Source organism: Bradyrhizobium sp. 482_C4_N1_8, from assembly GCF_052075965.1.
Lineage (GTDB): Bacteria > Pseudomonadota > Alphaproteobacteria > Rhizobiales > Xanthobacteraceae > Bradyrhizobium > Bradyrhizobium barranii.
In genome coordinates this window covers 4,311,002-4,334,810 of the sequence record NZ_CP197231.1, presented here as the reverse complement: position 1 = coordinate 4,334,810, position 23,809 = coordinate 4,311,002, and the positions used below count along the sequence as shown (strand labels likewise).

Below are 23,809 nucleotides of genomic sequence, written 5' to 3'. Positions count from 1 at the left end.
AAAGCACGCGATGGACGACCTGAAATCGATCATTGGAAAAGTGGCGACCGGCGCCAGCCTGTCGCGTGACGAAGCGGCTTCCGCCTTCGACGCCATGATGTCCGGCGAGGCCACGCCCTCGCAGATGGGTGGCCTCCTGATGGCGCTGCGGGTGCGCGGCGAGACCGTGGACGAAATCACCGGCGCGGTCTCGGCGATGCGCTCCAAGATGCTCACAGTCGACGCGCCCGCGGACGCCGTCGACATCGTCGGCACTGGCGGTGACGGCTCCGGCTCGGTCAACGTCTCGACCTGCGCGTCCTTCATCGTCTCGGGCACCGGCCTGCCGGTGGCCAAGCACGGCAACCGTGCACTGTCGTCGCGCTCCGGCGCCGCCGACGTGCTGGCGTCGCTCGGCGTGAAGATCGACCTCAGGCCCGAGCAGGTCGGCCGCTGTGTGCGCGAATGCGGCATCGGCTTCATGTTCGCCCCTGCCCACCATCCGGCTATGAAGAACGTCGGCCCGACCCGGGTCGAGCTTGCGACACGCACGATCTTCAATCTGCTCGGCCCCTTGTCGAACCCGGCCGGCGTTAAGCGCCAGATGGTCGGCGTGTTCTCGCGGCAATGGGTGCAGCCGCTGGCACAGGTTCTGAAAAACCTCGGCTCGGAATCCGCCTGGGTGGTGCATGGCTCCGACGGTCTCGACGAGATCACCCTCACCGGCCCGACCTTCGTCTCCGCGCTCCACAATGGCGAGATCCGGAATTTCGAGGTGACGCCGGAGGACGCCGGCCTGCCGCGCTGCGATCCCGGTGCGCTCAGGGGCGGTGACGCCGACGCCAATGCGATCGCCTTGCAGAGCGTGCTCGACGGCAAGCCGAGCCCCTATCGTGACGTCGCGCTGATCAACGCCGCCGCCGCGCTGGTCGTGGCCGGCCGCGCCAAGGACCTCAAGGAGGGCGTTGCGATCGGCGCGAAGTCGCTCGACAGCGGCGCCGCGAGCGCGCGGCTGAAGCATCTGATCGCGGTCTCGAACGGCTGAACCTGACATGTCTGACATCCTGACCAAGATCGAAGCCTACAAGCGCGACGAGATCGCAGCCGCCAAGCGCGCGCAGCCGCTCTCGGACGTCGAGGCCAGGGCCAAGGCGCAAGGGGCCCCACGCGGCTTCGTGCGCGCGATCAAGGCCAAGCACGCCAATGGCGATTACGCGCTGATTGCCGAGGTCAAGAAAGCCTCGCCGTCGAAGGGGCTGATCCGCGCCGATTTCGATCCGCCGCTGCTCGCCAAGGCCTATGAGGCCGGCGGTGCGGCCTGTCTGTCGGTGCTGACCGACACGCCCTCGTTCCAGGGCCATCTCGACTTCATGGTGGCAGCGCGCGCGGCGACGTCGCTCCCGGTGCTGCGCAAGGATTTCATGTTCGACAGCTATCAGGTGATTGAGGCGCGCGCGCATGGCGCCGACTGCATCCTGATCATCATGGCCGCGCTCGACGACGCCACCGCCAAGGACCTCGAGGACGCCGCCCTCGCCTACGGCATGGACGTGCTGATCGAAATCCATGATCGCGCCGAGCTCGACCGTGCGCTGAAGCTGCGTTCGCCGATGATCGGCGTCAACAACCGCAATTTGCGCACCTTTGAGACCACGCTCGCGACCAGCGAGACGCTGGCGCCGCTGATCCCAGCGGAACGGCTGATGGTGGGCGAGAGCGGCATCTTCACGCCCGCCGATCTCGCCCGGCTTGAGCGCGTCGGCATGTCGACCTTCCTGGTCGGCGAGAGCCTGATGCGCCAGGCCGACGTGACCGCCGCCACGCGCACGCTGCTCGCGCGTGAGAACGCGCCGCGCGCGACGGGTACGCGCTGACATGGCGCGCAAGCCCGCCAAGGCCAGGCAATCCAAAGCGAAAGCCGGCCCTGCCCTCACCCATATCGGCGCCTCCGGCGAGGCGCGGATGGTGGACGTGTCGGACAAGCCCGCGACCGAGCGGCTCGCGGTCGCCGCAGGCCACGTCATCATGACCAAGGCGACGCTTGATCTCATCGTCTCGGGCAACGCCAAGAAAGGCGACGTGCTCGGCACCGCGCGCATCGCCGGCATCATGGCCGCCAAACGCACCTCGGAGCTGATCCCGCTCTGTCATCCCCTCGCGCTGTCGAAGGTCACCGTCGACATCGAGCCCGACCCGAAGCTGCCAGGCTGCCTCGTCCGCGCCAGCGTGAAGGTGACGGGGCCGACCGGCGTCGAGATGGAGGCGCTCACGGCGGTGTCGGTCGCCTGCCTCACCATCTACGACATGATCAAGGCGGTCGAACGCGGCGTGCGCATCGAGGGCATCCATCTGGTCGAGAAGCTCGGCGGCAAGTCGGGCCACTACCGCGCCTGAACGCCGCGTGATCTATTTCGCCTCGCGCTGCCGCTCGCGATAGGCGCGCGTCTTCATCCGGTTGCCGCACAGCGTCGACATGCACCACCGCCGCGTCGATGGTTTCGAGCGGTCGAAGAACACCCGGCGGCATTCCTCCGACGCGCACATCTTCAGCCGGTCCAGCGTTCCCACAAGCGTCGCGTCATGAAGCTCGATCGCGATGGCCGAGAGGCCTGCGAGCGCATCCTCGCGCGCTGCCGACAGCATCGCGCCACGGCCTGCGCGCGCCTCCACCCGCAACGGAAACGGCGCGAGCGCCTCATTGAGAGTGCCGAGAACGCTCCTGTTCCGGGGCCGTTCGGCGGGCTCACATTGCAGATAGGCGCGCAAGGCGCCGCGCAGTCTTAGCGCAGTCTCAAACATCGCGGGCGTGACACGCCCGCCCTCGGCGCCAAGGCCGCGTTCCCGCATCCAGTCCGCAAGTTCCTTCGGCCCGCCAAGCTCATCGCTCTCCGGGTGCTCCACGCCGAAATGCATGAAGTGGCGAACATCGAGCGTGTTGGCGAAATCGTAGACGTTCGCCAGCGTGTCGGGAACCTGGAATTTGCGAGACTCTTTCGACATCGGGACACCAAAGATTGGAACACCAGTAAAACAGATTTACTGGTTGACAGCAAGCGACACCTGTATCCTAATTATACTAGTGTCGAATCCTTCGGGATCGAGCGCCCATTGCGATCACCAGAACGGAGACCCCGAACCGATGGCCGACGCCCTGCACTATCTCGAACTCACCGCGCTCGCAGCACGCCTCAAGGCGCGCGACATCTCCGCGCTGGACGTGACGCGCGCGCAACTCGACCGTATCGACGCCATGGACCGGGATCTCGGCAGCTACGTTCACGTGATGGCAGAAACGGCCATCGCCGAGGCAAAAGCCGCGGACGCCGAAATCGCACAGGGCCGGTATCGGGGGCCGCTGCATGGCGTGCCGATTGCGCTCAAGGACCTGTTCTGGACCAAGGGCATTCCGACGGCGGCCGGCACCATGCTTCATCGCGACTTTCGTCCCCACGAAGACGCAACCGTCGTGCGCCGGCTCAAGGACGCAGGCGCCGTGATACTCGGCAAGCTGCAACTCACCGAGGGCGCCTATTCCGATCACCATCCATTGGTGACGCCGCCGAAGAATCCGTGGAATGCGAGTTACTGGCCGGGCATTTCGTCCAGTGGCTCGGCGGTCGCAACCGCTGCCGGGCTTTGCTTCGGCTCGCTCGGCTCCGACACCGGCGGTTCGATCCGCTGGCCCTGCGCCGCCAACGGGCTGACCGGATTGAAGCCGAGCTGGGGTCGCGTCAGCCGACACGGCGCCTTCGAGCTGGCCGCGACGCTCGACCATGTCGGACCGATCGGCCGCAGCGCGGCCGATGCGGGCGCGCTGCTCGGCGTCATTGCCGGACACGACCCCAACGACCCGACCTCGGTGTTCAATCCGGTGCCCGACTATCTGGCCGCGGCCGCACAGGACGTGCGAAGCTTGCGGATCGGCGTCGATGCCGCCTGGAACAGCGACGACGTGGACGTTAAGACACAACACGTGCTGGCGGACGCTATCGATGCGTTCCGTGCGCTCGGCGCCGGCATCGTCGATGTCAGATTTCCCGACGTCATGCAGGCGATTGCCGACTGGACACCGAATTGTGCGGTGGAATCTGCGGTCGCGCACGAGGCGACCTATCCTGCCCGCAAGAACGAGTATGGCCCGATGCTCGCCTCGCTGATCGAGGCCGGTCGCGCGCTCTCCGCTCTCGATTATCAGAAGATCCTGCTGCGGCGGCTGGCGCTGCGCGGCCGCGTCACCGCGCTGTTCGAGACCATTGACCTGCTGCTGATCCCGGTACACCCGTTCCCGCCGGTGACGCTCGCCATGATCCAGACGCTCGGCGAGCAGCCGGATCTGATCGCGAAGCTGCAGCGATACACCTGCCCGTTCGACGTGACCGGTCATCCCACGATCACGCTACCGGGTGGTGCATCGGCCGACGGACTGCCGATCGCGTTCCAGCTCGTCGCCGCTCATCTCGGCGAGGCCATGCTCGTGCGCGCCGGCGCGGCGTTCCAGCGTGCCACGTCCTGGCACCGTCGCCATCCTTCCCTCACCTCGCGGAGGCAGCATTGACCATTCAATCCACGCTCGCTCAGCGAAGCATTTTCCATGGCTGGTTCGTCGTCGCGGCGGCATTTGCCGTCATGTTCGTCGGCTTCGGCTCCGCCTACACGTTCAGCGCATTTCTGGAGCCGCTCCAGCGCGATTTCGGCGCCTCGCGCGGTTCGATCTCGCTCGTGTTTTCGATTGCGGGCTTTCTGTACTTCGCGCTCGGACTCGTCAGCGGCCCCCTCGCCGACCGGCTCGGCTCGCGTCCGCTGGCCGTCGCCGGCATGATCCTGATCGCGGTCGGACTTGCGGCGGCGAGCGCGGCGCGTTCCCTTGTCGAGGTCTATCTCGCCTACGGGCTGGGCGTCGGCCTCGGCCTTGGCTGCGCCTATGTTCCCGCGATCGGCGCGGTGCAACGCTGGTTCGTCAAGCGCCGCGGCTTTGCCTCCGGGCTCGCGGTGAGCGGCATCGGGCTCGGTACGCTGGCGATGCCGCCGCTCGCCTCATTGTTGATCGCATCGGTGGGCTGGCGCGGCGCCTATCTGGTGCTGGGCGCGATCGCGCTGGTGCTGGGCGGCGGAGCGTCGCTGCTGATCGAGAACGATCCGAAGCACCGCGGCCTCGGACCCGACGGCGATCCGCCTCGCGAGGCCGCGGGCGCAAGCAATGCCGGCGGCGCTTCGGTGCGCGAGGCCGTCCGGTCGACGCGGTTTATCGCCCTCTACGCATCGTGTCTGGTCTGCTCGTTCGGCGCCTTCGTCCCGTTCGTCCATCTCGTGCCTTACGCGCGCGACCACGGGGTCACAGCGTCCTCTGCGGTGCTGCTGCTCGGCGTGATCGGGGCCGGCAGCACCGCAGGCCGCTTCTTTCTCGGCGCGCTCGCCGACCGGATGGGCCGCGACCGCTCGCTCATCATGGTCCTGGTCGGAATGGCGTTCGCGATGGCGATCTGGGCCATCGCCGCCGATGTCTGGACCCTCGCCGCTTTCGCCTTCGTCTACGGCGTGTTCTACGGCGGCTGGGTCGCGGTGCTGCCCGCTGTGGTCATGGACTATTTTGGCGGACGCAACGTCAGCGGAATCATCGGTATTCTCTACACCAGCGTGGCGTTCGGCACGCTGGTTGGCCCGAGTGCGGCCGGCTTCGCCTACGACGTCAACCACAGCTATACGTTGCCGATCCTGATCAGCGCCGCCGCGAACGTCGTCGCGGCGCTGATCGTGGCGGCGATACTGGCGCGCAGCGGAGCCGACGCGATCAGCGCAGCGAGGAGCTGATCGACCCGAATTTGGCGTTGAGCTTGGAGCCCATGCCGTTCACGACGGAAATGATGGCCAGCGCGATGCCGGCGGCAATCAGGCCGTATTCGATCGCGGTCGCACCACGCTCGTCGGCCAGGAAGTTCTTCAAGGTGTTTGTCATCGTTCGTGTCCTCTCTGTGTCGTCGGCAGGCATGTTCGCAAATCACGTGCCAATGCCGACTCGAGGATCGCCAACATCTTAGATGGTTAAGCCTTGGTTGACCGTGGCACGACCGGCAGGAATTGACCGGCATCGCGAGAGCGTCCGGCAATTCCTGCACGTCTTGCGTCGCGCGCATCGATTGCTTTTGTACGCGGCCGTTCATGTCGCATTAACCGCGCTTCCTAACTTCGCCTCCATATCGTTTCCGTAAACCAACGGATGTTCTCGGGATCAAGAAGCGATCCTGACGTGTGCGCGGCAACGATCGACATGATGACGAAATACGGCAGTCGCCTCTTTGACCAGGTCTTCGTGCGCAGCGGACCGATCCGCTGGCTGGTGGTGGGCGGCACGTTGCTGATCGCGGCCATCGCCATTGGCTCGGTCCTGATGGCGCAGAATTTCCGAGAGCGCGCGCTGCGCAACAGCGGGCGCGAGCTGGAAAACACCGTGCTGCTGCTCGCTCATCATTTCGATCAGCAGTTGCAGGATTTCGCGGTCATCCAGAAGGATTTCGTCGACCACGTCCGCGCGACCGGCATCGCAAGCGCCGAGGACTATCGCAAACGCCTCTCCGGCCAGGACGTCCACCGGATGCTGCGCTCGAAGATCGAGGCGCTGCCCTACATGGGCGGCGTCAACATCATCGATGCCGAAGGCAATCTGATCAACTCGTCGACGGCATGGCCGGCCCCCAAAGTGAACGTCGCCGATCGCGCCTATTTTCGCACTTTCAAATACGATCCCTACTCGCCGAACGTGCTGATCGAGCCTGTGCACAGCCGCGTCTCCGGCGCCTGGACCATCCTGATCGTGCGCAAGATCGTGGGACCGAACGGCGAGTTCATGGGCGTGGTCGGACGCGGCATCGAACCGGCCAATTTCGAGAAGTTCTTCGCCTCCGTCGTGCTCGGCGACGGCGCTACGATCTCGATGCTGCATCGCGACGGCACGCTGCTCGCTCGCTATCCCCATTCCAACGAGCAGATGGGCAGGAATTTCAAGACCGGCCCGTTCGAGCAGCAGAGGATCTTCGGGCTCGATCACTTCGCCGGCCGCATCACGAGCCCCGTCGACGGAGAAGACCGGCTGATCTCCTCGCGCGCCCTGCCCCATTTCCCGATCCTGATGATGGCCACCACGACGCGCGCGGCGGCGCTGACGGACTGGCGCGAGCAGATCGGCATCCTGATCTCGGTTGCGGGCGCCTCCGCGCTCGCCATTGCGGGCGTGCTGATCGCGATCGTGCGCAAGCTGCTGGAGCAGCACCGCGCCTCTCGCGAGCGGCTGACGCTGGAGAAGCAGCGCCTCGACCGCGCCGTCAACAACATGACGCAGGGCCTACTGCTGTTCGATGCCGAGCGGCGGCTGGTGATCTGCAACCAGCGCTACATCGAGATGTACGGCCTGTCAGCCGAGGTGGTGAAGCCCGGCTCCAGCTTCCACGACATCATTGCCCACCGCAAGGCGACCGGCTCGTTCAGTGGCGACATCGGCGACTATGTCGTCCGTGTGCTGCGCGACATCCATGTGCGTAACTCCATGGTGGTCGACACCTCCGACGGGCGCTCGATCCACATCCTCAACGAGCCGCTCGCGGACGGAGGCTGGGTGGCGACCCACGAAGACGTCACCGAGCGCCGGCGCATCGAGGAACGCATCACCCACCTCGCCCATTACGACGCGCTGACCGACCTGCCCAACCGCACCATGTTCCACGAGCACCTACGCGCGGAGCTCGCCGCCATCGCCGGTGGCGAAGAGATCGCGGTGCATTACATCGACATCGACGAGTTCAAGGGCGTCAACGACGCGCTCGGCCATCTCGTCGGCGACGAGCTGTTGAAATCGATCGCGACGAGCCTCAGCCGTTGCGCGGGTCCGCAGGACTTCGTGGCGCGGCTCGGCGGCGACGAATTCGCCATCGTGCAGAGCGCGGTGACGTCGCTGGAGCAGGTCAACGAGCTCGTCGCGCGGGTCTTCCAGGCCATCCGCGCGCCGTTCGACTGCATGGGCCATCATCTCACCACGGACGCCAGTATCGGCATCGCGCTGGCGCCACGACACGGCACCGCGCTGGACCAGATCCTGAAGAACGCGGACATGGCGATGTATGCCGCCAAGGCCGCCGGACGCCGCACCTATCGCTTCTTCGAGCCGGAGATGGATGCCAAGGTCCGCGAGCGGCGGCAGCTCGAGATCGATCTGCGCCACGCCATCGCCCAAGGTGGGCTCGAAGGCGGGCTCGAGGTCTATTACCAGCCCTGCCTTGCCCTGAAGGACGACCGCATCACCGGCTGCGAGGCGCTGGTGCGCTGGCGCCATCCCGAGCGCGGCATGGTCTCGCCCGCCGAGTTCATCCCGATCGCCGAAGACACCGGCCTGATCAACGAGATCGGCGAATGGGTGCTGGCCACGGCCTGCCGCGATGCCGCCAACTGGCCCGACGACATCCGCCTCGCCGTCAACGTCTCGCCGGTGCAGTTCAAGAGCGGCACGCTGGCGCTGAAGATCATGGCGGCCCTTGCCGCCTCCAATTTGCCGGCGAGCCGGCTCGAGCTCGAGATCACCGAGGCCGTGCTGATTCGCGACGACGACGCCGCGCTTGCGATCTTGCACCAACTCCGCGCCATCGGCGTGCGCATCGCGCTCGACGATTTCGGCACCGGCTACTCCTCGCTGAGCTATCTGCACCGCTTCCCGTTCGACAAGATCAAGATCGACCGCTGCTTCGTCAGCGACATCGCCGGTCCCGACGGCTCCGCCAGCATCGTGCAGGCCGTCGTCAACCTGGCTGCCGCCCGCCGCATGACCACCACGGCCGAGGGCGTCGAGACCGAGGAGCAGCAGCGCCTGCTCCGTGCGCTCGGCTGCTCCGAGATGCAGGGCTATCTGTTCAGTGCCGCAAAACCGGCCGACAAGGTGCTGGAGCTGTTCGCGCTGCACCGCAGCCGCCTCGCCCAGCGCGGCGGCGAAGGAAGCCGGCGCCGCGAGGCCAGCTAGGGCGGTCTTCCCAACAATTGGAAGCGTCACCGCACGAATTCGCCCGGGAGCGGTCATCCGCTCCCGGGCGATATCTGGACGTCGTAAGGCTTAGTTCGGTACCGCCGCCTTCGGCGCAGGCTTGGCGGCGACCGCATTCGCGGTCACGCCGTGCAGGAAGTCGTAGGCCGCATGCAGGGCCTTGTCGTCCTTCTCTTCCGGCGGGACGTAGGACTGCGATCCGGTCTGCTCGGTGCCGTCGGCGGCCTGCAGATGGCCGCGCATCTGGGACTCCGCCATGGTGTCCATGCGGCCCTTCAGCTCGGGCGGCACGTCCTGGAGGATCTCGATGTCGGGCGCGATGCCCTGGGCCTGGATCGAGCGGCCCGACGGCGTGTAGTAGCGCGCCGTGGTCAGCGCCAGCGCGCCATTGCCGGCGCCTAGCGGAATGATGGTCTGCACCGAGCCCTTGCCGAACGAGCGCGTGCCGATGATCGTGGCACGCTTGTGGTCATGCAGCGCGCCGGCGACGATTTCCGAGGCCGAAGCCGAGCCGCCATTGACCAGAATCACCAGCGGCTTGCCCTTGGTGAGGTCGCCGCCATGGGCGGTGAAGCGCTGGGTCTCTTCCGGATTGCGGCCGCGGGTCGAAACGACCTCGCCGCGCTGAAGGAAGGCGCTCGACACCGAGACGGCCTGGTCGAGCAAGCCGCCCGGATTGTTGCGCAGGTCCATCACGTAGCCGACCAGCTTCTCCGGCGGGACCTCCTTGGAGATCGACGCGATCGCCTTCTTCAGCCCGTCGGTGGTCTGCTCGTTGAACGAGGTGACGCGGATATAGCCGATGTCGCCGTTCTCGACGTGGAAGCGCACCGGTCGCACATGGATAATCTCGCGCTTGATCGCGACGTCGAGCGGAGCGTCGGCGCCCTTGCGAACGATGGTGAGCTTGGTCTGGGTATCGACCGGCCCCTTCATCTTGTTGACGGCCTGCTCGAGCGTCATGCCCTGCACGGCATCGCCGTCGATCTTGCTGATAAGGTCGCCGGACATGATCCCGGCCTTGGACGCCGGCGTGTCGTCGATCGGCGAGACGACCTTGACCAAGCCGTCCTCCATTGTGACCTCGATGCCGAGCCCGCCGAACTCGCCGGAGGTGGTCTCCTGCATCTCGGTCCAGGCCTTGTCGTTCATGTAGCGTGAATGCGGATCGAGCGAGGTCACCATGCCGGTGATCGCACCCTCGATCAGCTTGGAATTGTCGGGCTTCTCGACATAGCTCGCCTTCACCCGCTCGAACACTTCGCCGAACAGATTGAGCCGGGAATAGGCATCATCCGCGCTCGCTGCCGCCCGTGCCGCCCATACTCCACCGTGCGGGCTGGCGACCAGAAGGGTTAGACACGCTCCCGTGAGCGCGCCCAGGGGGAACAGCAGGTTTTTCCGCATGGATAGGCTGGCCTTCTTGCTGGAGCTTTGCTTTGGGCTTGTGAGGCGCCATGCAAATGGCGATCCAGCCCGCTGTTCACAACACCATTCTGGTTTCTTCAAGGCCGGGACGCCACGCCGGCGGGTACATCGTAAAAATCCCTTCGCCCGGGCCTAAACTTTTGGCAACGTTCCGAAACCGTTTCGCGCAAGGCGGGAATCGACCCGGCCGGCCCACGCCTCGCAGCTATGCGATTTTAGGATGGTTTTGGAGGGCCGGACACGATACGCGATGACAATAACGCTTCAAATTCTCGGGAGGACAACAATGAATGACGCGCCCCGCATCCGGCCGGAAAGGAACGTCGAACTCGGCGCCAGCGCCGAGCCATTCCAGAACCTGCACGAATTCATCCGTAAGGCGCGCGCCAACCTCAACCAGAACGCCTGGGACTATATCGTCGGCGCCGCCGAGACCGAGACCACGATGCGCCGCAACCGCATGGCGCTGGACGAGATCGCCTTCCGGCCGCGCGTGCTGCGCGACGTCCGCGAGGTCGACGGCTCGGTCGAGCTGTTCGGGCGCCGGATGCGGCTGCCGGTGGTGCTGGCCCCTGTCGGCGCACTGGAGATCTTCGATCCGGATGGCGCGGCGAGCGTCGCCCGCGCCTGCGGCACCTTCGGCGCGGCGCACATGCTGAGCTCGGTGTCCGAGCCCGGCCTGGAGAAGACCGCCGAGGCCGCCCCTGATGCGCTGCGGCTCTATCAACTCTATGTGCGCGGCGACGACGATTTCGTCGCCGATGTCGTCAGCCGGAGCGAGAAGAACGCCTACGCCGCCTTCTGCCTGACCGTTGACACGGCCCATTACAGCCGTCGCGAACGTGACATTGCCAAGCGCTATGTTCGCGAGAGCCGCCTGCGCGCCACCGGCGGTGATTACCAGAAGGGCCTGGAGTGGCGGACCGTGAAGATGATCAAGGACAAGTTCAAGATCCCGCTCATCCTGAAGGGCATCGCCACCGCCGAGGACGCCCGGATCGCGGTCGATCACGGCGTCGAGTGGATCTACGTCTCCAACCATGGCGGCCGCCAGCTCGATCACGGCCGCGGCGCCATGCATGTGCTGCCCGAGATCGTCGACGCCGTGAAGGGACGCGCCAAGATCATGGTCGACGGCGGCTTCTGCCGCGGCACCGACATCGTCAAGGCGATCGCGGCGGGCGCGGACATGGTCGGCATCGGCCGGCTGCAATGCTGGGCATTGGCGGCGGCCGGCGAGGCCGGCGTGAGGCGAATGCTGGAGCTGCTCGAGGACGAGGTGCTGCGCTGCCTCGGCCTCTTGGGCGCCACCTCATTCGCCGAGGTCGACAAGTCCTGCCTGCACCAGGCGACTGCAACGAATGCGCCGAGCGTGTTCAGCGCGTTCCCGCTGTTCGACCATGACCCCTATCGATATTGAGTGAAAGGATGCAATGAGCTCGCTCTCTCCCGGCAGCGCGGACGCGCTGCTGTTCGATCTCGGGCGCGTCGTGCTCGACATCGATTTCTCCAAGGCGATCGCCTGCTGGGCGGGACATGCCGGCTGCAAGCCGGACGCCATCGTCGCGCGCTACGTGCGGGACAGCGAAGCCTACCGGCTGCACGAGGTCGGCAAGATCAGCGACGAGGCCTATTTTGACTCGCTGCGCGCCTCGCTCGGGATCGGCATTTCGGACGCGCAGTTCCTGGAGGGCTGGAACGCGATCTTCGCCGGCGAGATGCCCGACATCGCCGAGCTGCTGCCGCGTGCGGCGAAGCAGTTGCCGCTCTACGCCTTCTCCAACACCAACCGGCCGCATGTGGACCACTTCTCGAAGGAATATGCCGGCCTGCTCGGCCATTTCCGCGAGCTGTATCTGTCGTCCAGCATCGGCCTGCGCAAACCGGATGTGGAGGCCTTCGACCATGTCGTGGCCGCGATCGGCGTGCCGGCGAACCGTATCGTGTTCTTCGACGATCTTGCCGAGAACATCGAAGGAGCGCGGTCGCGCGGCCTGACCGCGGTCCACGTGACCTCGCCCCGCGACGTCGGGAATGCCCTCAAGGCGCTCGGAATCTGACCTCTGGCCGGCAAGCCGACGGGCCGCGAGTGGAACTATTTTGCCTGGGGGCGAGGAACCAAAACCCTTTGTGCATTTTTATACGGAGTTCCCGGAACGATTGCCCCTCTCGGGACTCATGAGTCCGTTGTGAATTCTACATCGGGCTTATCGTCGTGTTGGGCAAAACCTACCTTACCAAGCAAGCCTCTCTGCTGATGAAATTCGCCAGAACCACCTCGGATTCTGACCTCTCCGCAAAACTGATCAGCAAGGCCGCCGACCTGAAATCCCAGGCCGACCCGCTGCCTGACAAGGATCAGGGCCCCGCAGCGCCGGACGTCAGTCCGTACAAGCCGCCGGGGAGTTGACCGATGCTGGCCGTGGCTCTCGTCCTTCTCGTCCTCGCCATGGCCATCCTCGTACCGGTCTGTCTCGCCTTCTGGATCATGCCGCGGCGGACTTGATGCTCACCCTTCATCGCAGAGCGGATGACGCAGGATAAATCATCCTGCGCGGCCACTGTTTTGCCTCTGCGCCTGCACTCGGCTAGAACTCTCGCCGCCGATTTGCCCGAACGGGCCCAGCAGGAGTTTTCACCCGTGGCCCTGATGCCGGTTTCCGACGCGCTCGCTGCGGTGCTGGCGGGCGCAGAGCCGCTGCCTGAAGAGATGATCGCGCTCGACGCAGCCTTCCACCGCGTGCTCGCGCGCGACGTCGCCGCGCGGCGCACGCAGCCGCCGCAGGCGATGTCGGCAATGGACGGCTATGCGGTGCGCGCGGTCGATGCGGCGAAGATCGACTCCCAGCTCACCCTGATTGGCGAGGTCGCGGCGGGCCGCCCGTTTGCGGGATCGGTCGGCGCCGGCGAGGCCGTGCGTATCTTCACCGGCGGTGTCGTTCCCGATGGCGCTGATGCGGTCGTGATCCAGGAGGACACGATCGCGGACGGCAAGCGCATAACGATCAAGGAAGCTGCCGTAACGGGGCGGCACATCCGCCCCGCCGGCGTCGACTTCTCGGAAGGCGACGTGCTGCTGCGCAAAGGGGCCCGGCTCACCGAGCGCGACCTCGCGCTCGCCGCCGGCATGAATTACCCGCAACTGCCAGTCCGGCGACGCCCGAAGGTCGCGATCCTCGCGACCGGCGACGAGCTGGTGATGCCGGGTACGACGCCGGGCCACGGCCAGATCGTCTATTCCAACGGCTACGCCCTGCACGCGCTCGCCCGCAGCGAGGGCGCCGATACCATCGACCTCGGCGTTGCCGCCGATACGCTGGAGGCCACCACGGCCGGCATCGGCCGCGCGCGGGAGAGCGGCGCCGACATCCTGATCACGACCGGCGGCGCGTCGGTCGGGGACCACGATCTGGTCCAGCAGGCGCTGAGGGACGAAGGTATCTCGATGGCGTTCTGGAAGATCGCGATGCGGCCGGGCAAGCCGATGATGAACGGGCGGCTCGGCGCGATGCGCGTGATCGGCCTGCCCGGCAATCCCGTGTCATCCTACGTTTGCGGCTTCCTGTTCATGGTGCCGTTGATTCGCGCGCTTTCGGGCCGTTCGATGATTCATCACCGCCGCGAACGCGCGGTGCTCGGCCGCGATGTCGGCGCCAATGACCAGCGCGAGGATTACCTGCGCGCACGCCTCGAGCTGCGCGACGACGGCACGCTCGTCGCCCTTCCGGTCAATCACCAGGATTCCTCGCTGCTTGCGAATCTCGCTGCGGCACAGGCACTTCTCGTGCGCGCGCCATTCGCGTCGAAGGCCGAAGCCGGCACGCCTTGCGAGGTCTTGCGGCTGCCCGTCTGAGCGCTTCGTTCGCGTGCGTTCCGCGAACTTTGTCGCGTTCACGGTAAATTAAGCAGTTGCGGAACATGTATCGAACATATAGTGTCCGTTCATGATTTGTTTCGAGAATGTAGCGGCTTACTGCTGAATTCAGCGTCTCGGAATCGAACGACATCAACCGGGGGATTTTGGTCGAGATGTTAACGCGCAAACAATACGAGCTCCTGCGGTTCATCAGCGAACGACTGAAGGAAAGCGGCGTGCCGCCCTCCTTCGATGAGATGAAGGACGCGCTCGACCTGCGCTCGAAATCGGGCATCCATCGCCTGATCACCGCGCTCGAGGAGCGCGGCTTCATCCGGCGCCTGCCCAACCGGGCCCGCGCCATCGAGGTGATCAAGCTGCCCGAGCTTCAGGCCGCCGCCGGCAGCCGCCGCGGCTTCACGCCGAGCGTCATCGAAGGCAATCTCGGCAAGGTCCGCACGACTTCGAGCCCGCCGCCGGACGAGGGCGAGCGCCCCGTCGCGGTCCCCGTGATGGGCCGCATCGCGGCCGGTACGCCGATCGAGGCCTTGCAGACCCGCAGCCACACCATCAGCGTACCGCCTGACATGCTCGGCTCGGGCGAACATTACGCGCTCGAAGTGCGCGGCGATTCCATGGTCGAGGCCGGCATTCTCGACGGCGACATGGCGCTGATCCAGCGCAACGAGAGCGCCGATACCGGCGATATCGTGGTGGCGCTGATCGACGACGAGGAGGCGACGCTCAAGCGCTTCCGCCGCCGCGGCGCCTCGATCGCGCTCGAGCCCGCCAATGCGGCCTATGAGGTCCGCATTCTGCCGCCCAACCGGGTGAAGATCCAGGGCAAGCTGATCGGACTGTACCGGAAGTATTGATACCGAACGTGCCGGTATCGGTCATTTCGCGCCCCGCGCGCTTTCGATCGGCATCGCCGATCCGGGATTGGAGCGGACGATTGTCCGCTTCCGCTGGATAGTCTTTCTGGTTTCGCGCAGATTATCCGGCCCCTCCTCCAGCGGTACATCCTCGGCACGCCACACGAAGCAGCCCTGCTTCGCGGCCTTCAGGTTCGAGGAGAAGTCATGCGCCAGATCGTTCTGAGCACAGTTGCTGTGGCGCTGATCGCAGCATCGGCCGCGCAAGCCTTGGCCGCGCAATCGCGGCCCCATGCCCGCAAGGATACCGCCGTAAGCGAGCAAGTCCGCAAGGCCCTCGACGCCGTCGACCAACCGTCGCGGCCGGGCTGGCAATATTCCGGCTGGTCGGCGCCTGCGGGGCGCTGACACGCGCCTGCGGAATGCAAAGGGGCGGGCTTTGTTCCTGGTGGATTCGGGAAAGTTAATGTGATTGCGGCCTGCGGCGGCGAGCCGTAGATTTGCCTACAACCCGGCAGAACGTTTGGTATTTCCACTCTGATAGAGGCCTGCGCCTCGATTAAGAGACGTGGGTCGCTATCCCTGCATGAGGAGCACCCGATGTGTGACTACAGCCTGCATGCCGTCGCGTCGCGTCCCGCCGAAGTCGGCGAGACGATCGTCACGACAACCTTCCGCGGCACCTCGACGCGCGGCTTTGCCTCCGCGGCCGATCCGACCGTCGCGGTCTGCCTGCTCCCGGGAACGGAGCTCGCCTTCGCCGACAACGTCCGCTACGACAATCGCTGGATCTGGACGCGCACCGTCAATTCGCGCGTCGGCAAGTTCGGCAAGATCGATCCGCACATTCCCGATCGCCATCATGATGCGATCGAATTCCCCGACGGCAAATCCGTGCTGGTGACGCAGCTGGTCGAAGGCCAGCGTGCGACCGTGCTGCAGCTACCGGTGACCCAGCCGCTCGGCGAGCGCGAGCACAAGCCGCAGACCATCACCGACAGCCGGCCAACCAGCACCCGCCTGCCGATCGGCTGACATCGCCATTCCCGGCCGGCAGGTCGGGCCAGGATTGAAAATCGCCATCGCCGGCCGAGGCCGGCGAGATGGTGTTGCTCGTGCCCCGCGAAACGCCATCGGGCGGACCAAGCCGTTGTGCCTCCCACCGCACGAAGTTTGCGCTGTCCTGCCTGAATTTTAAACGTCCGTTCCGCAGCCAAATGGCCGATGCTTGGTGCGGCTTGAGACGGCGGGCACGTTCGATGAAGACCTTCATTCGCGTCGTTGAACTCTGGGTGCCTGACCGCACGCGCATGCGGCTGGAATTCGGCGGCGGCCTCTACGGCGAAGGGTTGTCCGCGTTTAGGGACGTGAGCGAGGATCTGCACTTCGGATATGACGAGGGACTTCCCGGCAAGGCCTGGGCCAGCGGCCACCCCGTGATCCTCACCAGATTCACCGATTCCTATTTCAAGCGGACCGATCAGGCCATCGCCGCCGGGCTGACCTGCGGCGTGGCGGTGCCGGTGTTTTCAGGCGAATTCCTGCAAGCTGTCATGGTGCTGTTCTGCGGCGACGACGAGGCCCATGTCGGCGCGATCGAGCTCTGGCACAACGATGCCGAAACCTCCCACGAGATGGGGCTCGTCGACGGCTATTACGGCACCGCCGACATGTTCGAATTCAACTCCCGCCACACCAGATTTCCGCGTGGCTTCGGCCTGCCCGGCCGCATCTGGAAAGCCGGCCTGCCGCTGATCATCAAGGACCTGCACGATGCCAGGAGTTTTCTGCGCTGGGAGGACGCCGCCAAGGTCGGAATCAATCTCGGCGTCGGCGTTCCCTACCGGACCGGCACCGATCAAACCTGGGTGCTGACATTTCTCTCCGCGCAGGCGACCCCGATTGCGCGACGCTTCGAGATCTGGGTCCCGGACGAGGCCCGTTCGGCGCTGGTCTTCCGCACCGGCGATTGCAGCGCGCAGACCGACCTCGCCGCGCTCTATGCGACGAAATCCATCGCCAAAGGCGAAGGCAGCATCGGCGGGGCCTGGGCCACCGGCATGCCCGCGCTCAACGACGATCTCGCGCGTGACGGCTCGGTCGCGGCCTCGCAGGCCAGCGCCTCTGGACTGAGCCAGATGGTCGTCCTGCCGGTGATCGGCAATGCCAGGCTCGACGCCGTGCTGGCCTGGTATCTGTAACCCGTCCGCTCAATCCTCAGCCTGCAGGTCCGCTTCCGATGGCGTCGCGTCGCGGTTGCGGGGAGCCGCCGCCTGCGGCGCAAGGCTCGCGCTGAAATCCGCCTCGCCGGCCGCCGCCGGCGACCACGGACGGTCTGTCCCCCTCGTCTTCGCCGCCTGAACCGCAAAGCCGTCGCCGCTTCGCGTCAGTGCCAGCGCGCCCTGCCTTGCGAGACGCTGACGGTCGACAACCATGGCCGCGCAATCCGGCGGCGCCGGCCGCGCCGTCACCACCAGCGCGGCCCGGCTGCAATCGTCAGCCAATGAATCGATGCGCAAGGCCAGCGCGACCAGGCGCCCGTCGGCGAGCGGCGTCACGCAGCCGGCTTCGTCGCACGACACGCCGGCGGCCAGTGAGGCACTGCCGGCATCGCGCGGATCGGCGTCGGCGGCGAGCCATTCCTTCAGAAGAAAACTGTCCTTGCTCGACCTGATCAGATGCAGGTGCCCATCCCTGCCCCGCATCGCGACGCTCTGGCCGTCACCGGCGATCAGGACATCGGGCTGCCGCGCGCACAGTCCCCAGAGGATCGCGGCCAACAACACCACCGCGCCGGCCCAGCGCAACGGCGTGCGCAACAAGCCCATCACGATGATTCCCAAGCTTGCCGCGATCAGCGGTGCTATGCCAAAAGCCGAGATGCGGCCGACCGCGCCCGGCAAAGCGGCCACCCAGCGCGACACCGCAACCATCCAGTCGATGCCGATCCCCATCAGCCACCAGAACGGACCATCGAGTCCGAACGGCGCTGCAATCAAGCCCAACAGGCCCGCGGGCATCACCAGGGCCGAGACCACCGGCATCGCCCCGAGGTTGGCAAGCACGCCGAACGGCGTCACGCGGTGAAAATGGAAGGCGGCATAGGGCGTGGTCGCGAGCCCCGCGATCAGCGAGGCCAGGAATAGCATCGCGATCTCGCGCCCGCCCCACATTGCAATCCGCGCGGTCGCGGAATGATCGGGCGACGCAAACAGGTTCGGCATGCCGATCTGCACCAGTGCCACCAGTCCGAGCGTCGCGGCGAAGGACATTTGAAAACTCGGATGCACCAGCGCCTCCGGCGCGACCGCGAGCACGATCAGCGCGGCCACAGCCAGCGTGCGGAAGGTGATGGCACGGCGATCGACCATGACCGCGATCAACACCACCGCCGTCATGAAGAACGAGCGTTGTGTGGCGACCTCCGCACCCGACAGCAGCAGATAGAACGCGGCTGCGACCAGCGCGGCGGCCGCCGACCATTTCTTGATGGCAAAGCCGGCCGCCATTCCAGGAATCAACGCCAGCAGCGCGCGCACCGCGAAGAAGACCACGCCGGCGACGACCGCCATGTGATAGCCGGAAATCGAGAGCACATGTCCGAGCCCCGAGATGAACATGGCGTCGTTGACGGGCGTGGTAATCGCGTCGCGCCGGCCCGTGAGCAGCGCGGTCGCAATCGCCCGGTTGTCGCCCTCGAGCGTGGCGCGGATGCGCGCGTCGATCGCATCGCGCAGACCCTGCATGAAGGCGGCATAACGCAGCCGCAAGCCGCCGGCATCCGGCGGCACCGATGCCGCAATCGTGCCCATCACGAAGCCGGAGGCGCCGATGCCCTGGAAGAACATGTCGCGCGAAAAGTCATAGCTGCCGGGGCGCACCGGCGACAACGGCGGCAACAGCCGCGCCTTCAACTGCACGAAGCTGCCGACCTCGGGCGCAGTCCCCTTGCGCACGGAGAGGCGCACGCGCTCGAGCTTGACGTCGCTGCGCTGCGCCTCCATCGCGGTGACGCGCAGCACGAAGCGGTCGGTGCGCTCGCGGATGTCGCGGGTCTCGACGAAGCCCGACAGCGAGACGGAATAAAGCGGCTTTGCCAGCACCGTGTGCGCGATCCGCGCCGTCTTCCAGGTCGCCGTGGCAAAGCCGGCCGCGACCGCCGCGATCATGATCGCCGGCGCAAACAACCGGCTCCGCCGCAACAGCACGGCGCCAAGCATGAGCGCGATGGCCGTCGCGGCAACGACCCACAGCACCGGTTCATGATCGGCGGCAAAGTAGAGAGCGATGCCGCCGCCGAACGCGACCGGCACCCATGGCAACAACCGCCCGGCGCCGGCCTCGGCGCGCGCCCATTCGCTCAGGGTCCCGGCCAGCGACGTCCAGAGGTCGAACCCAGCCGGCGCGAGGCCGCCCGCGGATGCAGCTCGGCCGACGGGCCAAGTCCCCGCAATCCAAGTCCCCGCGATCCCCTGGGACCGAACTGGCCGGCCCGGCTCCGCCATTCCCTGCACCTTACGATACGCGACAGGCCAGGAGGCTACCGGAACGTGCGGCTGCGCGAATAGCGGTACGGATCAGGAACGGAGCGAACGGCCCCCTACTTTTCCTCTTCCATCGTCACGGCGACGTCCGCCTTGGCCGAGAGCCGAACCTTGTTGCCCTCGACACCGGCAACGAGGCCCTTGTCGATGAAGTGATGGTGGCCCTTGTGGCTGCCCTCGCCGCTGTCCTTCTTGGTCAGCTTGATGCGATGGCCCTCGACCTTGTCGACCGTGCCGATGTGGACGCCATCGGCGCCGATGACTTCCATATGCTCTGCGATGTTCTGCATGGTGGGTTCCTTGTTGGACCCACCCCAACGCGCGGGAGCAGAGTTCGTTGCTATCGCCATTCCGGGGCGCGCCACTTGGCGCGAGCCCGGAATGACGAAAGAGAAAGAGGCGGAGTAGCGCGACTGCTAGATCAACGGCGCGCGCGACGAGGCGTGGTGATTGACGATCTTCCAGTCGCCGTCCTCGCAGAGGATGACCCAGCTCATCTTGACCGAGAACTCCTCCCTCTCGCCGGCGAGGTCAAACGACACGATCGCGGCCATGTTGATCAGGTCCGGGCTGGTTTGCGTGGCGCGCACCTCGGAAAACACGGCGCTCGGCTGGCGCCAGCGCGGCAGGCCGTTGAAGTAGTCGGCGACGCCGTCCCTGCCCCGATAGAGTCTTGGATTCGAGCCGAAGAAGAACGCGTTCTTCGCATAGAGCGACGACAGCGCGGTCGCATCTAGCGTCGCGAAGCCGGCGCACCATTTCGCGATGATGGCGGAAACGATGGCGTCGGCTTCACTGCTCATAGGCCCAATCCCCTCAGCCCTTGGCGACTTCCTTCGCGAACGTGTCGCGCAGGCCGATGGTGCGCGAAAACACCGGCTTGCCCGGCGTCGAGTCCTTGTCGCGCACGAAATAGCCCTGACGCTCGAACTGCATCGGCTCGGTCGAATTGCTTCCCGCAACCGATGCCTCGATCCGCGCGTTGGAGAGGATCTCCAGCGACTGCGGATTGAGATCGGCCGCGAAGTTCGAGGCGTCCGGGCTCGGGTTGGCGAACAACTGGTTGTAGATGCGGATCTCCGCCGGCACCGAATTCGCCGCCGGCAGCCAGTGCATGGTCGCCTTGACCTTGCGGCCGTCGGGCGCGTTGCCGCCCTTGGTCGCGGGATCGTAGGTGCAGCGCAGCTCCACCACTTCGCCCGCGTCGTTCTTGATCACGCCGGTGCACTTGACGAAATAGGCGTAGCGCAGCCGCACCTCGTTGCCGGGCGACAGGCGGAAGAACTTCTTGGGCGGGTTCTCCATGAAGTCGTCCTGCTCGATATAGAGCTCGCGGCCGAACGTGATCTTGCGCGTGCCGGCCGAGGGATCGTCGGGATGGTTGATCGCCTCGAGCTCTTCGGTCTGCCCTTCCGGATAGTTCTCGATGACCACCTTGAGCGGCCGCAGCACGCCCATGCGCCGCTGCGACGTGCGGTTCAGCTCCTCGCGGATGCAGAACTCCAGCATACCGACGTCGACGACGCTGTTGGCCTTGGCAACGCCGATGCGCTTGACGAATTCGCGCAAGGCCGCCGGCGGCACGCCGCGGCGGCGCATCCCCGCTACAGTCGGCATGCGCGGATCGTCCCATCCGGCGACATGGCCGTCGCGGACGAGCTGGGTCAGCACGCGCTTGGACAGCAGCGTGTAGGTCAGGTTGAGCCGCGCCATTTCGTACTGGTGCGGCTTGGACGGCACCGGCAGCTTTTCGATGAACCAGTCGTAGAGCGGCCGATGGTCCTCGAACTCCAGCGTGCAGATCGAGTGCGTGATGCCCTCGATCGCGTCCGACTGGCCGTGCGCATAATCGTAGCTCGGATAAATCGACCACTTTGTGCCGGTGCGCGGATGATGCGCATGCAGGATGCGGTACAGCACGGGGTCGCGCAGGTTGATGTTGCCCGCGGACATGTCGATCTTGGCCCGCAGCACGCGCGCGCCGTTCGGGAATTCACCGGCCTTCATGCGGCGGAACAGGTCGAGATTCTCGTCCACGCTGCGGTCGCGGAACGGCGAGTTCTTGCCGGGCTCGGTCAGCGTGCCGCGCGCCAGGCGAATCTCCTCCTGGGTCTGGTCGTCGACATAGGCGAGCCCGTCGCGGATCAGCTTCTCCGCCCATTCGTACAGACGGTCGAAATAATCCGAGGCGAAGAACAGGTTCTTGCCCCAATCGAAGCCGAGCCAGTGCACGTCGGCCTGGATGGAATCGATGTATTCCTGCTCTTCCTTGACCGGGTTGGTGTCGTCGAAGCGCAGGTGGCAGCGGCCCGGAAACTCCTGGGCGATGCCAAAATTGAGTGCGATCGACTTGGCGTGGCCGATATGCAGGTAGCCGTTCGGCTCCGGCGGGAACCGGGTCACGATCTCCTGGTATTTGCCCTGATCGAGGTCGGCCTGGATGATGTCACGAATGAAATCGCGCCCAACCTCAGTCGCCACCGGTTCTGTCATTACGAAAATCCTGTAGGGAAATCAGCGGCCCTTCTGCCAAATTCGCTTGGCTGAGCCAAGAGCTTAGCGGTCCGCTGCCGGGCTTTAGTTATGCTCCGGTCCTGTTATATACCACCGCCTCCAATGCATAGGCCCTGCCAAGAATGACCGATTCCGTCGTCACCCGCTTTGCTCCCTCGCCGACCGGCTTCCTCCATATCGGAGGCGCCCGCACGGCGCTGTTCAACTGGCTCTATGCGAAGAAGCACGGCGGCAAGATGCTGCTCCGGATCGAGGACACCGACCGGGAGCGCTCCACCGAGGCTGCGATCGGCGCCATCCTCGACGGCCTCAAATGGCTGGAGCTCGGCTGGGATGGCGACGTCATCTACCAGTTCAGCCGCGCCGCGCGTCACCGCGAGGTCGCCGAGCAGCTGCTCGCCGACGGCAAGGCCTATCGCTGCTACGCGACCGCCGAGGAGCTCACCGCCATGCGCGAGAAGGCGCGCAGCGAGGGCCGCACCCGCCTCTATGACGGCCTATGGCGCGACCGTGATCCGGCGACCGCTCCGTCCGACGTCAAGCCCACCATCCGCCTGCGCGCACCGCAGACCGGCGAGACCGTGATCGAGGACCAGGTCCAGGGCCGCGTGGTCTGGCAGAACGAGAACCTCGACGACCTCGTCCTGCTGCGCGGCGATGGCAATCCGACCTACATGCTCGCTGTGGTGGTCGACGACCACGACATGGGCGTCACCCATGTCATCCGCGGCGACGACCATCTGATTAACGCCGCCCGCCAGAAGCAGATCTACGACGCCATGGGCTGGACGCTGCCGAGCATGTCCCACATCCCCCTGATCCACGGCCCGGACGGCTCAAAACTGTCGAAGCGCCACGGCGCGCTGGGCGTCGATGCCTACCGCGCCATGGGGTACCTCCCGGCCGCGCTCCGCAATTACCTCGTCCGTCTCGGCTGGAGCCATGGCGACCAGGAGATCTTTTCGACCGAGGAGATGATCGCCGCGTTCGACCTCGCCAGCGTCGGCCGCGCCGCCGCCCGCTTCGATTTCGCCAAGCTCGAAAACCTCAACGGCCACTACATCCGCCACGCCGACGATCAATCACTCGTGAAGATGTTCGAGGACGTGCTCGACCACGTCGTGCCCAGCCGCAACGAGCTTAAGGCCAAGTTAAACGACACGACGCGGGCGCAGCTTCTCAAGGCCATGCCGGCCCTGAAGGAGCGCGCCAAGACGCTGATCGAGCTGATCGACAGCGCCTATTTCATCTTCGCCGACCGGCCGCTGGAGCTCGATGCCAAGGCGGCAGCGCTGCTGACGCCCGAGAACCGCAAGCTGATCGGCCAGCTTCATTCCGCGCTGGAGAAAGTCGAGACGTGGAGTGCGGCGAATGCGGAGGCCGCGCTGCGCGCTTTTGCCGAGGAAAATAGTCTCAAGCTCGGCGCCGTCGCCCAGCCGCTGCGGGCGGCGCTGACGGGACGGTCGACATCGCCTGGTATATTTGAGGTTTTGGACGTGCTGGGACGCCAGGAAAGCCTGGGCCGGCTTAAGGACCAGGCCAAGGACCAGGCTACGACGTAAGTCGACCATGCGTGCGGCGATCTTGCAGCGCA

At 65.8% G+C, this 23,809-nt stretch carries 22 protein-coding genes; 14 read left to right on the top strand and 8 right to left on the bottom strand.

Going from position 1 to position 23,809, the window contains the following annotated elements; genetic code table 11:
- Positions 1–10 precede the first annotated feature (10 nt).
- The 3 genes from trpD to moaC are packed head-to-tail and all read left to right on the top strand — an operon-like array spanning position 11 to position 2,373.
- A complete protein-coding gene (trpD, locus tag AB7Z56_RS20705) occupies positions 11–1,024 on the top strand; it encodes an anthranilate phosphoribosyltransferase (protein WP_166341966.1) in 1,014 nt (337 codons plus the stop codon).
- A gap of 7 nt (positions 1,025–1,031) precedes the next feature.
- Positions 1,032–1,853 (top strand): indole-3-glycerol phosphate synthase TrpC, encoded by an 822-nt coding sequence (trpC, locus tag AB7Z56_RS20700; RefSeq protein WP_354123712.1) that lies wholly within the window; start codon positions 1,032–1,034, stop codon positions 1,851–1,853.
- A 1-nt stretch (position 1,854) separates the two neighbouring features.
- Positions 1,855–2,373: a cyclic pyranopterin monophosphate synthase MoaC gene (gene moaC, locus AB7Z56_RS20695; protein WP_208087070.1), complete on the top strand. Its 519-nt coding sequence runs from the start codon at positions 1,855–1,857 to the stop codon at positions 2,371–2,373.
- Between the two features lie 12 nt (positions 2,374–2,385).
- On the opposite strand, the gene AB7Z56_RS20690 is transcribed toward moaC, so the two are convergent.
- Positions 2,386–2,979: a CGNR zinc finger domain-containing protein gene (locus tag AB7Z56_RS20690; RefSeq protein WP_063983054.1), complete on the bottom strand. Its 594-nt coding sequence runs from the start codon at positions 2,977–2,979 to the stop codon at positions 2,386–2,388.
- A gap of 139 nt (positions 2,980–3,118) precedes the next feature.
- On the opposite strand from AB7Z56_RS20690, the gene AB7Z56_RS20685 reads away from it, so the two are divergent.
- Positions 3,119–4,534 (top strand): amidase, encoded by a 1,416-nt coding sequence (locus tag AB7Z56_RS20685; RefSeq protein ID WP_283016648.1) that lies wholly within the window; start codon positions 3,119–3,121, stop codon positions 4,532–4,534.
- The gene (locus AB7Z56_RS20680; RefSeq protein WP_354123711.1) at positions 4,531–5,787 is read left to right on the top strand and encodes an MFS transporter; all 1,257 of its coding nucleotides are present in this window, start codon (positions 4,531–4,533) and stop codon (positions 5,785–5,787) included. Before AB7Z56_RS20685 ends, AB7Z56_RS20680 begins: the two co-directional genes overlap by 4 nt.
- Here the strand turns inward: AB7Z56_RS20680 and AB7Z56_RS20675 are convergent.
- Positions 5,768–5,932 (bottom strand): Flp family type IVb pilin, encoded by a 165-nt coding sequence (locus tag AB7Z56_RS20675; protein WP_028149628.1) that lies wholly within the window; start codon positions 5,930–5,932, stop codon positions 5,768–5,770. The two genes, AB7Z56_RS20680 and AB7Z56_RS20675, sit on opposite strands and share 20 nt — an antisense overlap.
- Positions 5,933–6,244: 312 nt before the next feature.
- On the opposite strand from AB7Z56_RS20675, the gene AB7Z56_RS20670 reads away from it, so the two are divergent.
- Positions 6,245–8,977, top strand: coding sequence for a bifunctional diguanylate cyclase/phosphodiesterase (locus tag AB7Z56_RS20670; RefSeq protein WP_283018881.1), 2,733 nt, complete (start codon positions 6,245–6,247; stop codon positions 8,975–8,977).
- 90 nt (positions 8,978–9,067) lie between these two features.
- Here the strand turns inward: AB7Z56_RS20670 and AB7Z56_RS20665 are convergent, their stop codons facing one another.
- The gene (locus AB7Z56_RS20665; protein WP_028149630.1) at positions 9,068–10,405 is read right to left on the bottom strand and encodes a S41 family peptidase; all 1,338 of its coding nucleotides are present in this window, start codon (positions 10,403–10,405) and stop codon (positions 9,068–9,070) included.
- Positions 10,406–10,712: 307 nt separating this feature from the next.
- Between AB7Z56_RS20665 and AB7Z56_RS20660 the strand changes: the two genes are divergently transcribed.
- The 5 genes from AB7Z56_RS20660 (at position 10,713) to lexA (ending at position 15,157) form a co-directional block, all read left to right on the top strand.
- Entirely contained in the window at positions 10,713–11,846 is a 1,134-nt protein-coding gene (locus AB7Z56_RS20660; RefSeq protein ID WP_135213795.1) for an alpha-hydroxy acid oxidase, read from the top strand.
- 13 nt (positions 11,847–11,859) lie between these two features.
- Positions 11,860–12,486, top strand: a complete 627-nt coding sequence (locus tag AB7Z56_RS20655; RefSeq protein WP_135213796.1) for an HAD family hydrolase — start codon at positions 11,860–11,862, stop codon at positions 12,484–12,486.
- A gap of 197 nt (positions 12,487–12,683) precedes the next feature.
- Positions 12,684–12,836: a hypothetical protein gene (locus tag AB7Z56_RS20650; protein ID WP_244623050.1), complete on the top strand. Its 153-nt coding sequence runs from the start codon at positions 12,684–12,686 to the stop codon at positions 12,834–12,836.
- Between the two features lie 231 nt (positions 12,837–13,067).
- Positions 13,068–14,279, top strand: a complete 1,212-nt coding sequence (locus AB7Z56_RS20645) for a molybdopterin molybdotransferase MoeA (RefSeq protein ID WP_135213798.1) — start codon at positions 13,068–13,070, stop codon at positions 14,277–14,279.
- Positions 14,280–14,455: 176 nt separating this feature from the next.
- On the top strand, positions 14,456–15,157 hold the full coding sequence (lexA, locus tag AB7Z56_RS20640) for a transcriptional repressor LexA (protein WP_166096924.1): 702 nt from the start codon (positions 14,456–14,458) through the stop codon (positions 15,155–15,157).
- A gap of 21 nt (positions 15,158–15,178) precedes the next feature.
- Here the strand turns inward: lexA and AB7Z56_RS20635 are convergent, their stop codons facing one another.
- The gene (locus tag AB7Z56_RS20635; protein ID WP_283016650.1) at positions 15,179–15,511 is read right to left on the bottom strand and encodes a hypothetical protein; all 333 of its coding nucleotides are present in this window, start codon (positions 15,509–15,511) and stop codon (positions 15,179–15,181) included.
- A gap of 246 nt (positions 15,512–15,757) precedes the next feature.
- Between AB7Z56_RS20635 and AB7Z56_RS20630 the strand changes: the two genes are divergently transcribed.
- Complete coding sequence (locus AB7Z56_RS20630; protein WP_166096930.1) at positions 15,758–16,192, top strand: hypothetical protein; 435 nt, start codon at positions 15,758–15,760, stop codon at positions 16,190–16,192.
- Between the two features lie 224 nt (positions 16,193–16,416).
- Positions 16,417–17,358 carry a GAF domain-containing protein gene (locus AB7Z56_RS20625; protein WP_208071179.1) on the top strand — a complete coding sequence of 314 codons (942 nt, stop codon included), beginning with the start codon at positions 16,417–16,419 and terminating at the stop codon, positions 17,356–17,358.
- A 9-nt stretch (positions 17,359–17,367) separates the two neighbouring features.
- On the opposite strand, the gene AB7Z56_RS20620 is transcribed toward AB7Z56_RS20625, so the two are convergent.
- The 4 genes from AB7Z56_RS20620 to AB7Z56_RS20605 form a co-directional block, all read right to left on the bottom strand.
- Positions 17,368–19,662, bottom strand: a complete 2,295-nt coding sequence (locus tag AB7Z56_RS20620; RefSeq protein ID WP_283016651.1) for a ComEC/Rec2 family competence protein — start codon at positions 19,660–19,662, stop codon at positions 17,368–17,370.
- A gap of 95 nt (positions 19,663–19,757) precedes the next feature.
- Positions 19,758–19,991 (bottom strand): DUF2171 domain-containing protein, encoded by a 234-nt coding sequence (locus AB7Z56_RS20615; RefSeq protein ID WP_028149639.1) that lies wholly within the window; start codon positions 19,989–19,991, stop codon positions 19,758–19,760.
- Positions 19,992–20,117: 126 nt separating this feature from the next.
- Positions 20,118–20,504, bottom strand: a complete 387-nt coding sequence (locus AB7Z56_RS20610) for a YybH family protein (RefSeq protein WP_283016652.1) — start codon at positions 20,502–20,504, stop codon at positions 20,118–20,120.
- 13 nt (positions 20,505–20,517) lie between these two features.
- Positions 20,518–22,194, bottom strand: a complete 1,677-nt coding sequence (locus AB7Z56_RS20605) for a glutamine--tRNA ligase/YqeY domain fusion protein (protein ID WP_166096937.1) — start codon at positions 22,192–22,194, stop codon at positions 20,518–20,520.
- Between the two features lie 143 nt (positions 22,195–22,337).
- Here AB7Z56_RS20605 and gltX point away from each other — a divergent pair, with 143 nt between their 5' ends.
- Positions 22,338–23,777 carry a glutamate--tRNA ligase gene (gene gltX / locus AB7Z56_RS20600; RefSeq protein WP_283016653.1) on the top strand — a complete coding sequence of 480 codons (1,440 nt, stop codon included), beginning with the start codon at positions 22,338–22,340 and terminating at the stop codon, positions 23,775–23,777.
- Positions 23,778–23,809: the final 32 nt, after the last annotated feature.

Bases quoted from the DNA above. Each gene is read 5' to 3' on its own strand.
- trpD (WP_166341966.1), top strand. From the start codon at position 11: ATGGACGACCTGAAATCGATCATTGGAAAAGTGGCGACCGGCGCCAGC.
- trpC (WP_354123712.1), top strand. From the start codon at position 1,032: ATGTCTGACATCCTGACCAAGATCGAAGCCTACAAGCGCGACGAGATC.
- moaC (WP_208087070.1), top strand. From the start codon at position 1,855: ATGGCGCGCAAGCCCGCCAAGGCCAGGCAATCCAAAGCGAAAGCCGGC.
- AB7Z56_RS20690 (WP_063983054.1), bottom strand. From the start codon at position 2,979: ATGTCGAAAGAGTCTCGCAAATTCCAGGTTCCCGACACGCTGGCGAAC.
- AB7Z56_RS20685 (WP_283016648.1), top strand. From the start codon at position 3,119: ATGGCCGACGCCCTGCACTATCTCGAACTCACCGCGCTCGCAGCACGC.
- AB7Z56_RS20675 (WP_028149628.1), bottom strand. From the start codon at position 5,932: ATGACAAACACCTTGAAGAACTTCCTGGCCGACGAGCGTGGTGCGACC.
- AB7Z56_RS20670 (WP_283018881.1), top strand. From the start codon at position 6,245: ATGATGACGAAATACGGCAGTCGCCTCTTTGACCAGGTCTTCGTGCGC.
- AB7Z56_RS20665 (WP_028149630.1), bottom strand. From the start codon at position 10,405: ATGCGGAAAAACCTGCTGTTCCCCCTGGGCGCGCTCACGGGAGCGTGT.
- AB7Z56_RS20660 (WP_135213795.1), top strand. From the start codon at position 10,713: ATGAATGACGCGCCCCGCATCCGGCCGGAAAGGAACGTCGAACTCGGC.
- AB7Z56_RS20655 (WP_135213796.1), top strand. From the start codon at position 11,860: ATGAGCTCGCTCTCTCCCGGCAGCGCGGACGCGCTGCTGTTCGATCTC.
- AB7Z56_RS20650 (WP_244623050.1), top strand. From the start codon at position 12,684: ATGAAATTCGCCAGAACCACCTCGGATTCTGACCTCTCCGCAAAACTG.
- lexA (WP_166096924.1), top strand. From the start codon at position 14,456: ATGTTAACGCGCAAACAATACGAGCTCCTGCGGTTCATCAGCGAACGA.
- AB7Z56_RS20630 (WP_166096930.1), top strand. From the start codon at position 15,758: ATGTGTGACTACAGCCTGCATGCCGTCGCGTCGCGTCCCGCCGAAGTC.
- AB7Z56_RS20625 (WP_208071179.1), top strand. From the start codon at position 16,417: ATGAAGACCTTCATTCGCGTCGTTGAACTCTGGGTGCCTGACCGCACG.
- AB7Z56_RS20620 (WP_283016651.1), bottom strand. From the start codon at position 19,662: ATGGCGGAGCCGGGCCGGCCAGTTCGGTCCCAGGGGATCGCGGGGACT.
- AB7Z56_RS20615 (WP_028149639.1), bottom strand. From the start codon at position 19,991: ATGCAGAACATCGCAGAGCATATGGAAGTCATCGGCGCCGATGGCGTC.
- AB7Z56_RS20610 (WP_283016652.1), bottom strand. From the start codon at position 20,504: ATGAGCAGTGAAGCCGACGCCATCGTTTCCGCCATCATCGCGAAATGG.
- AB7Z56_RS20605 (WP_166096937.1), bottom strand. From the start codon at position 22,194: ATGACAGAACCGGTGGCGACTGAGGTTGGGCGCGATTTCATTCGTGAC.
- gltX (WP_283016653.1), top strand. From the start codon at position 22,338: ATGACCGATTCCGTCGTCACCCGCTTTGCTCCCTCGCCGACCGGCTTC.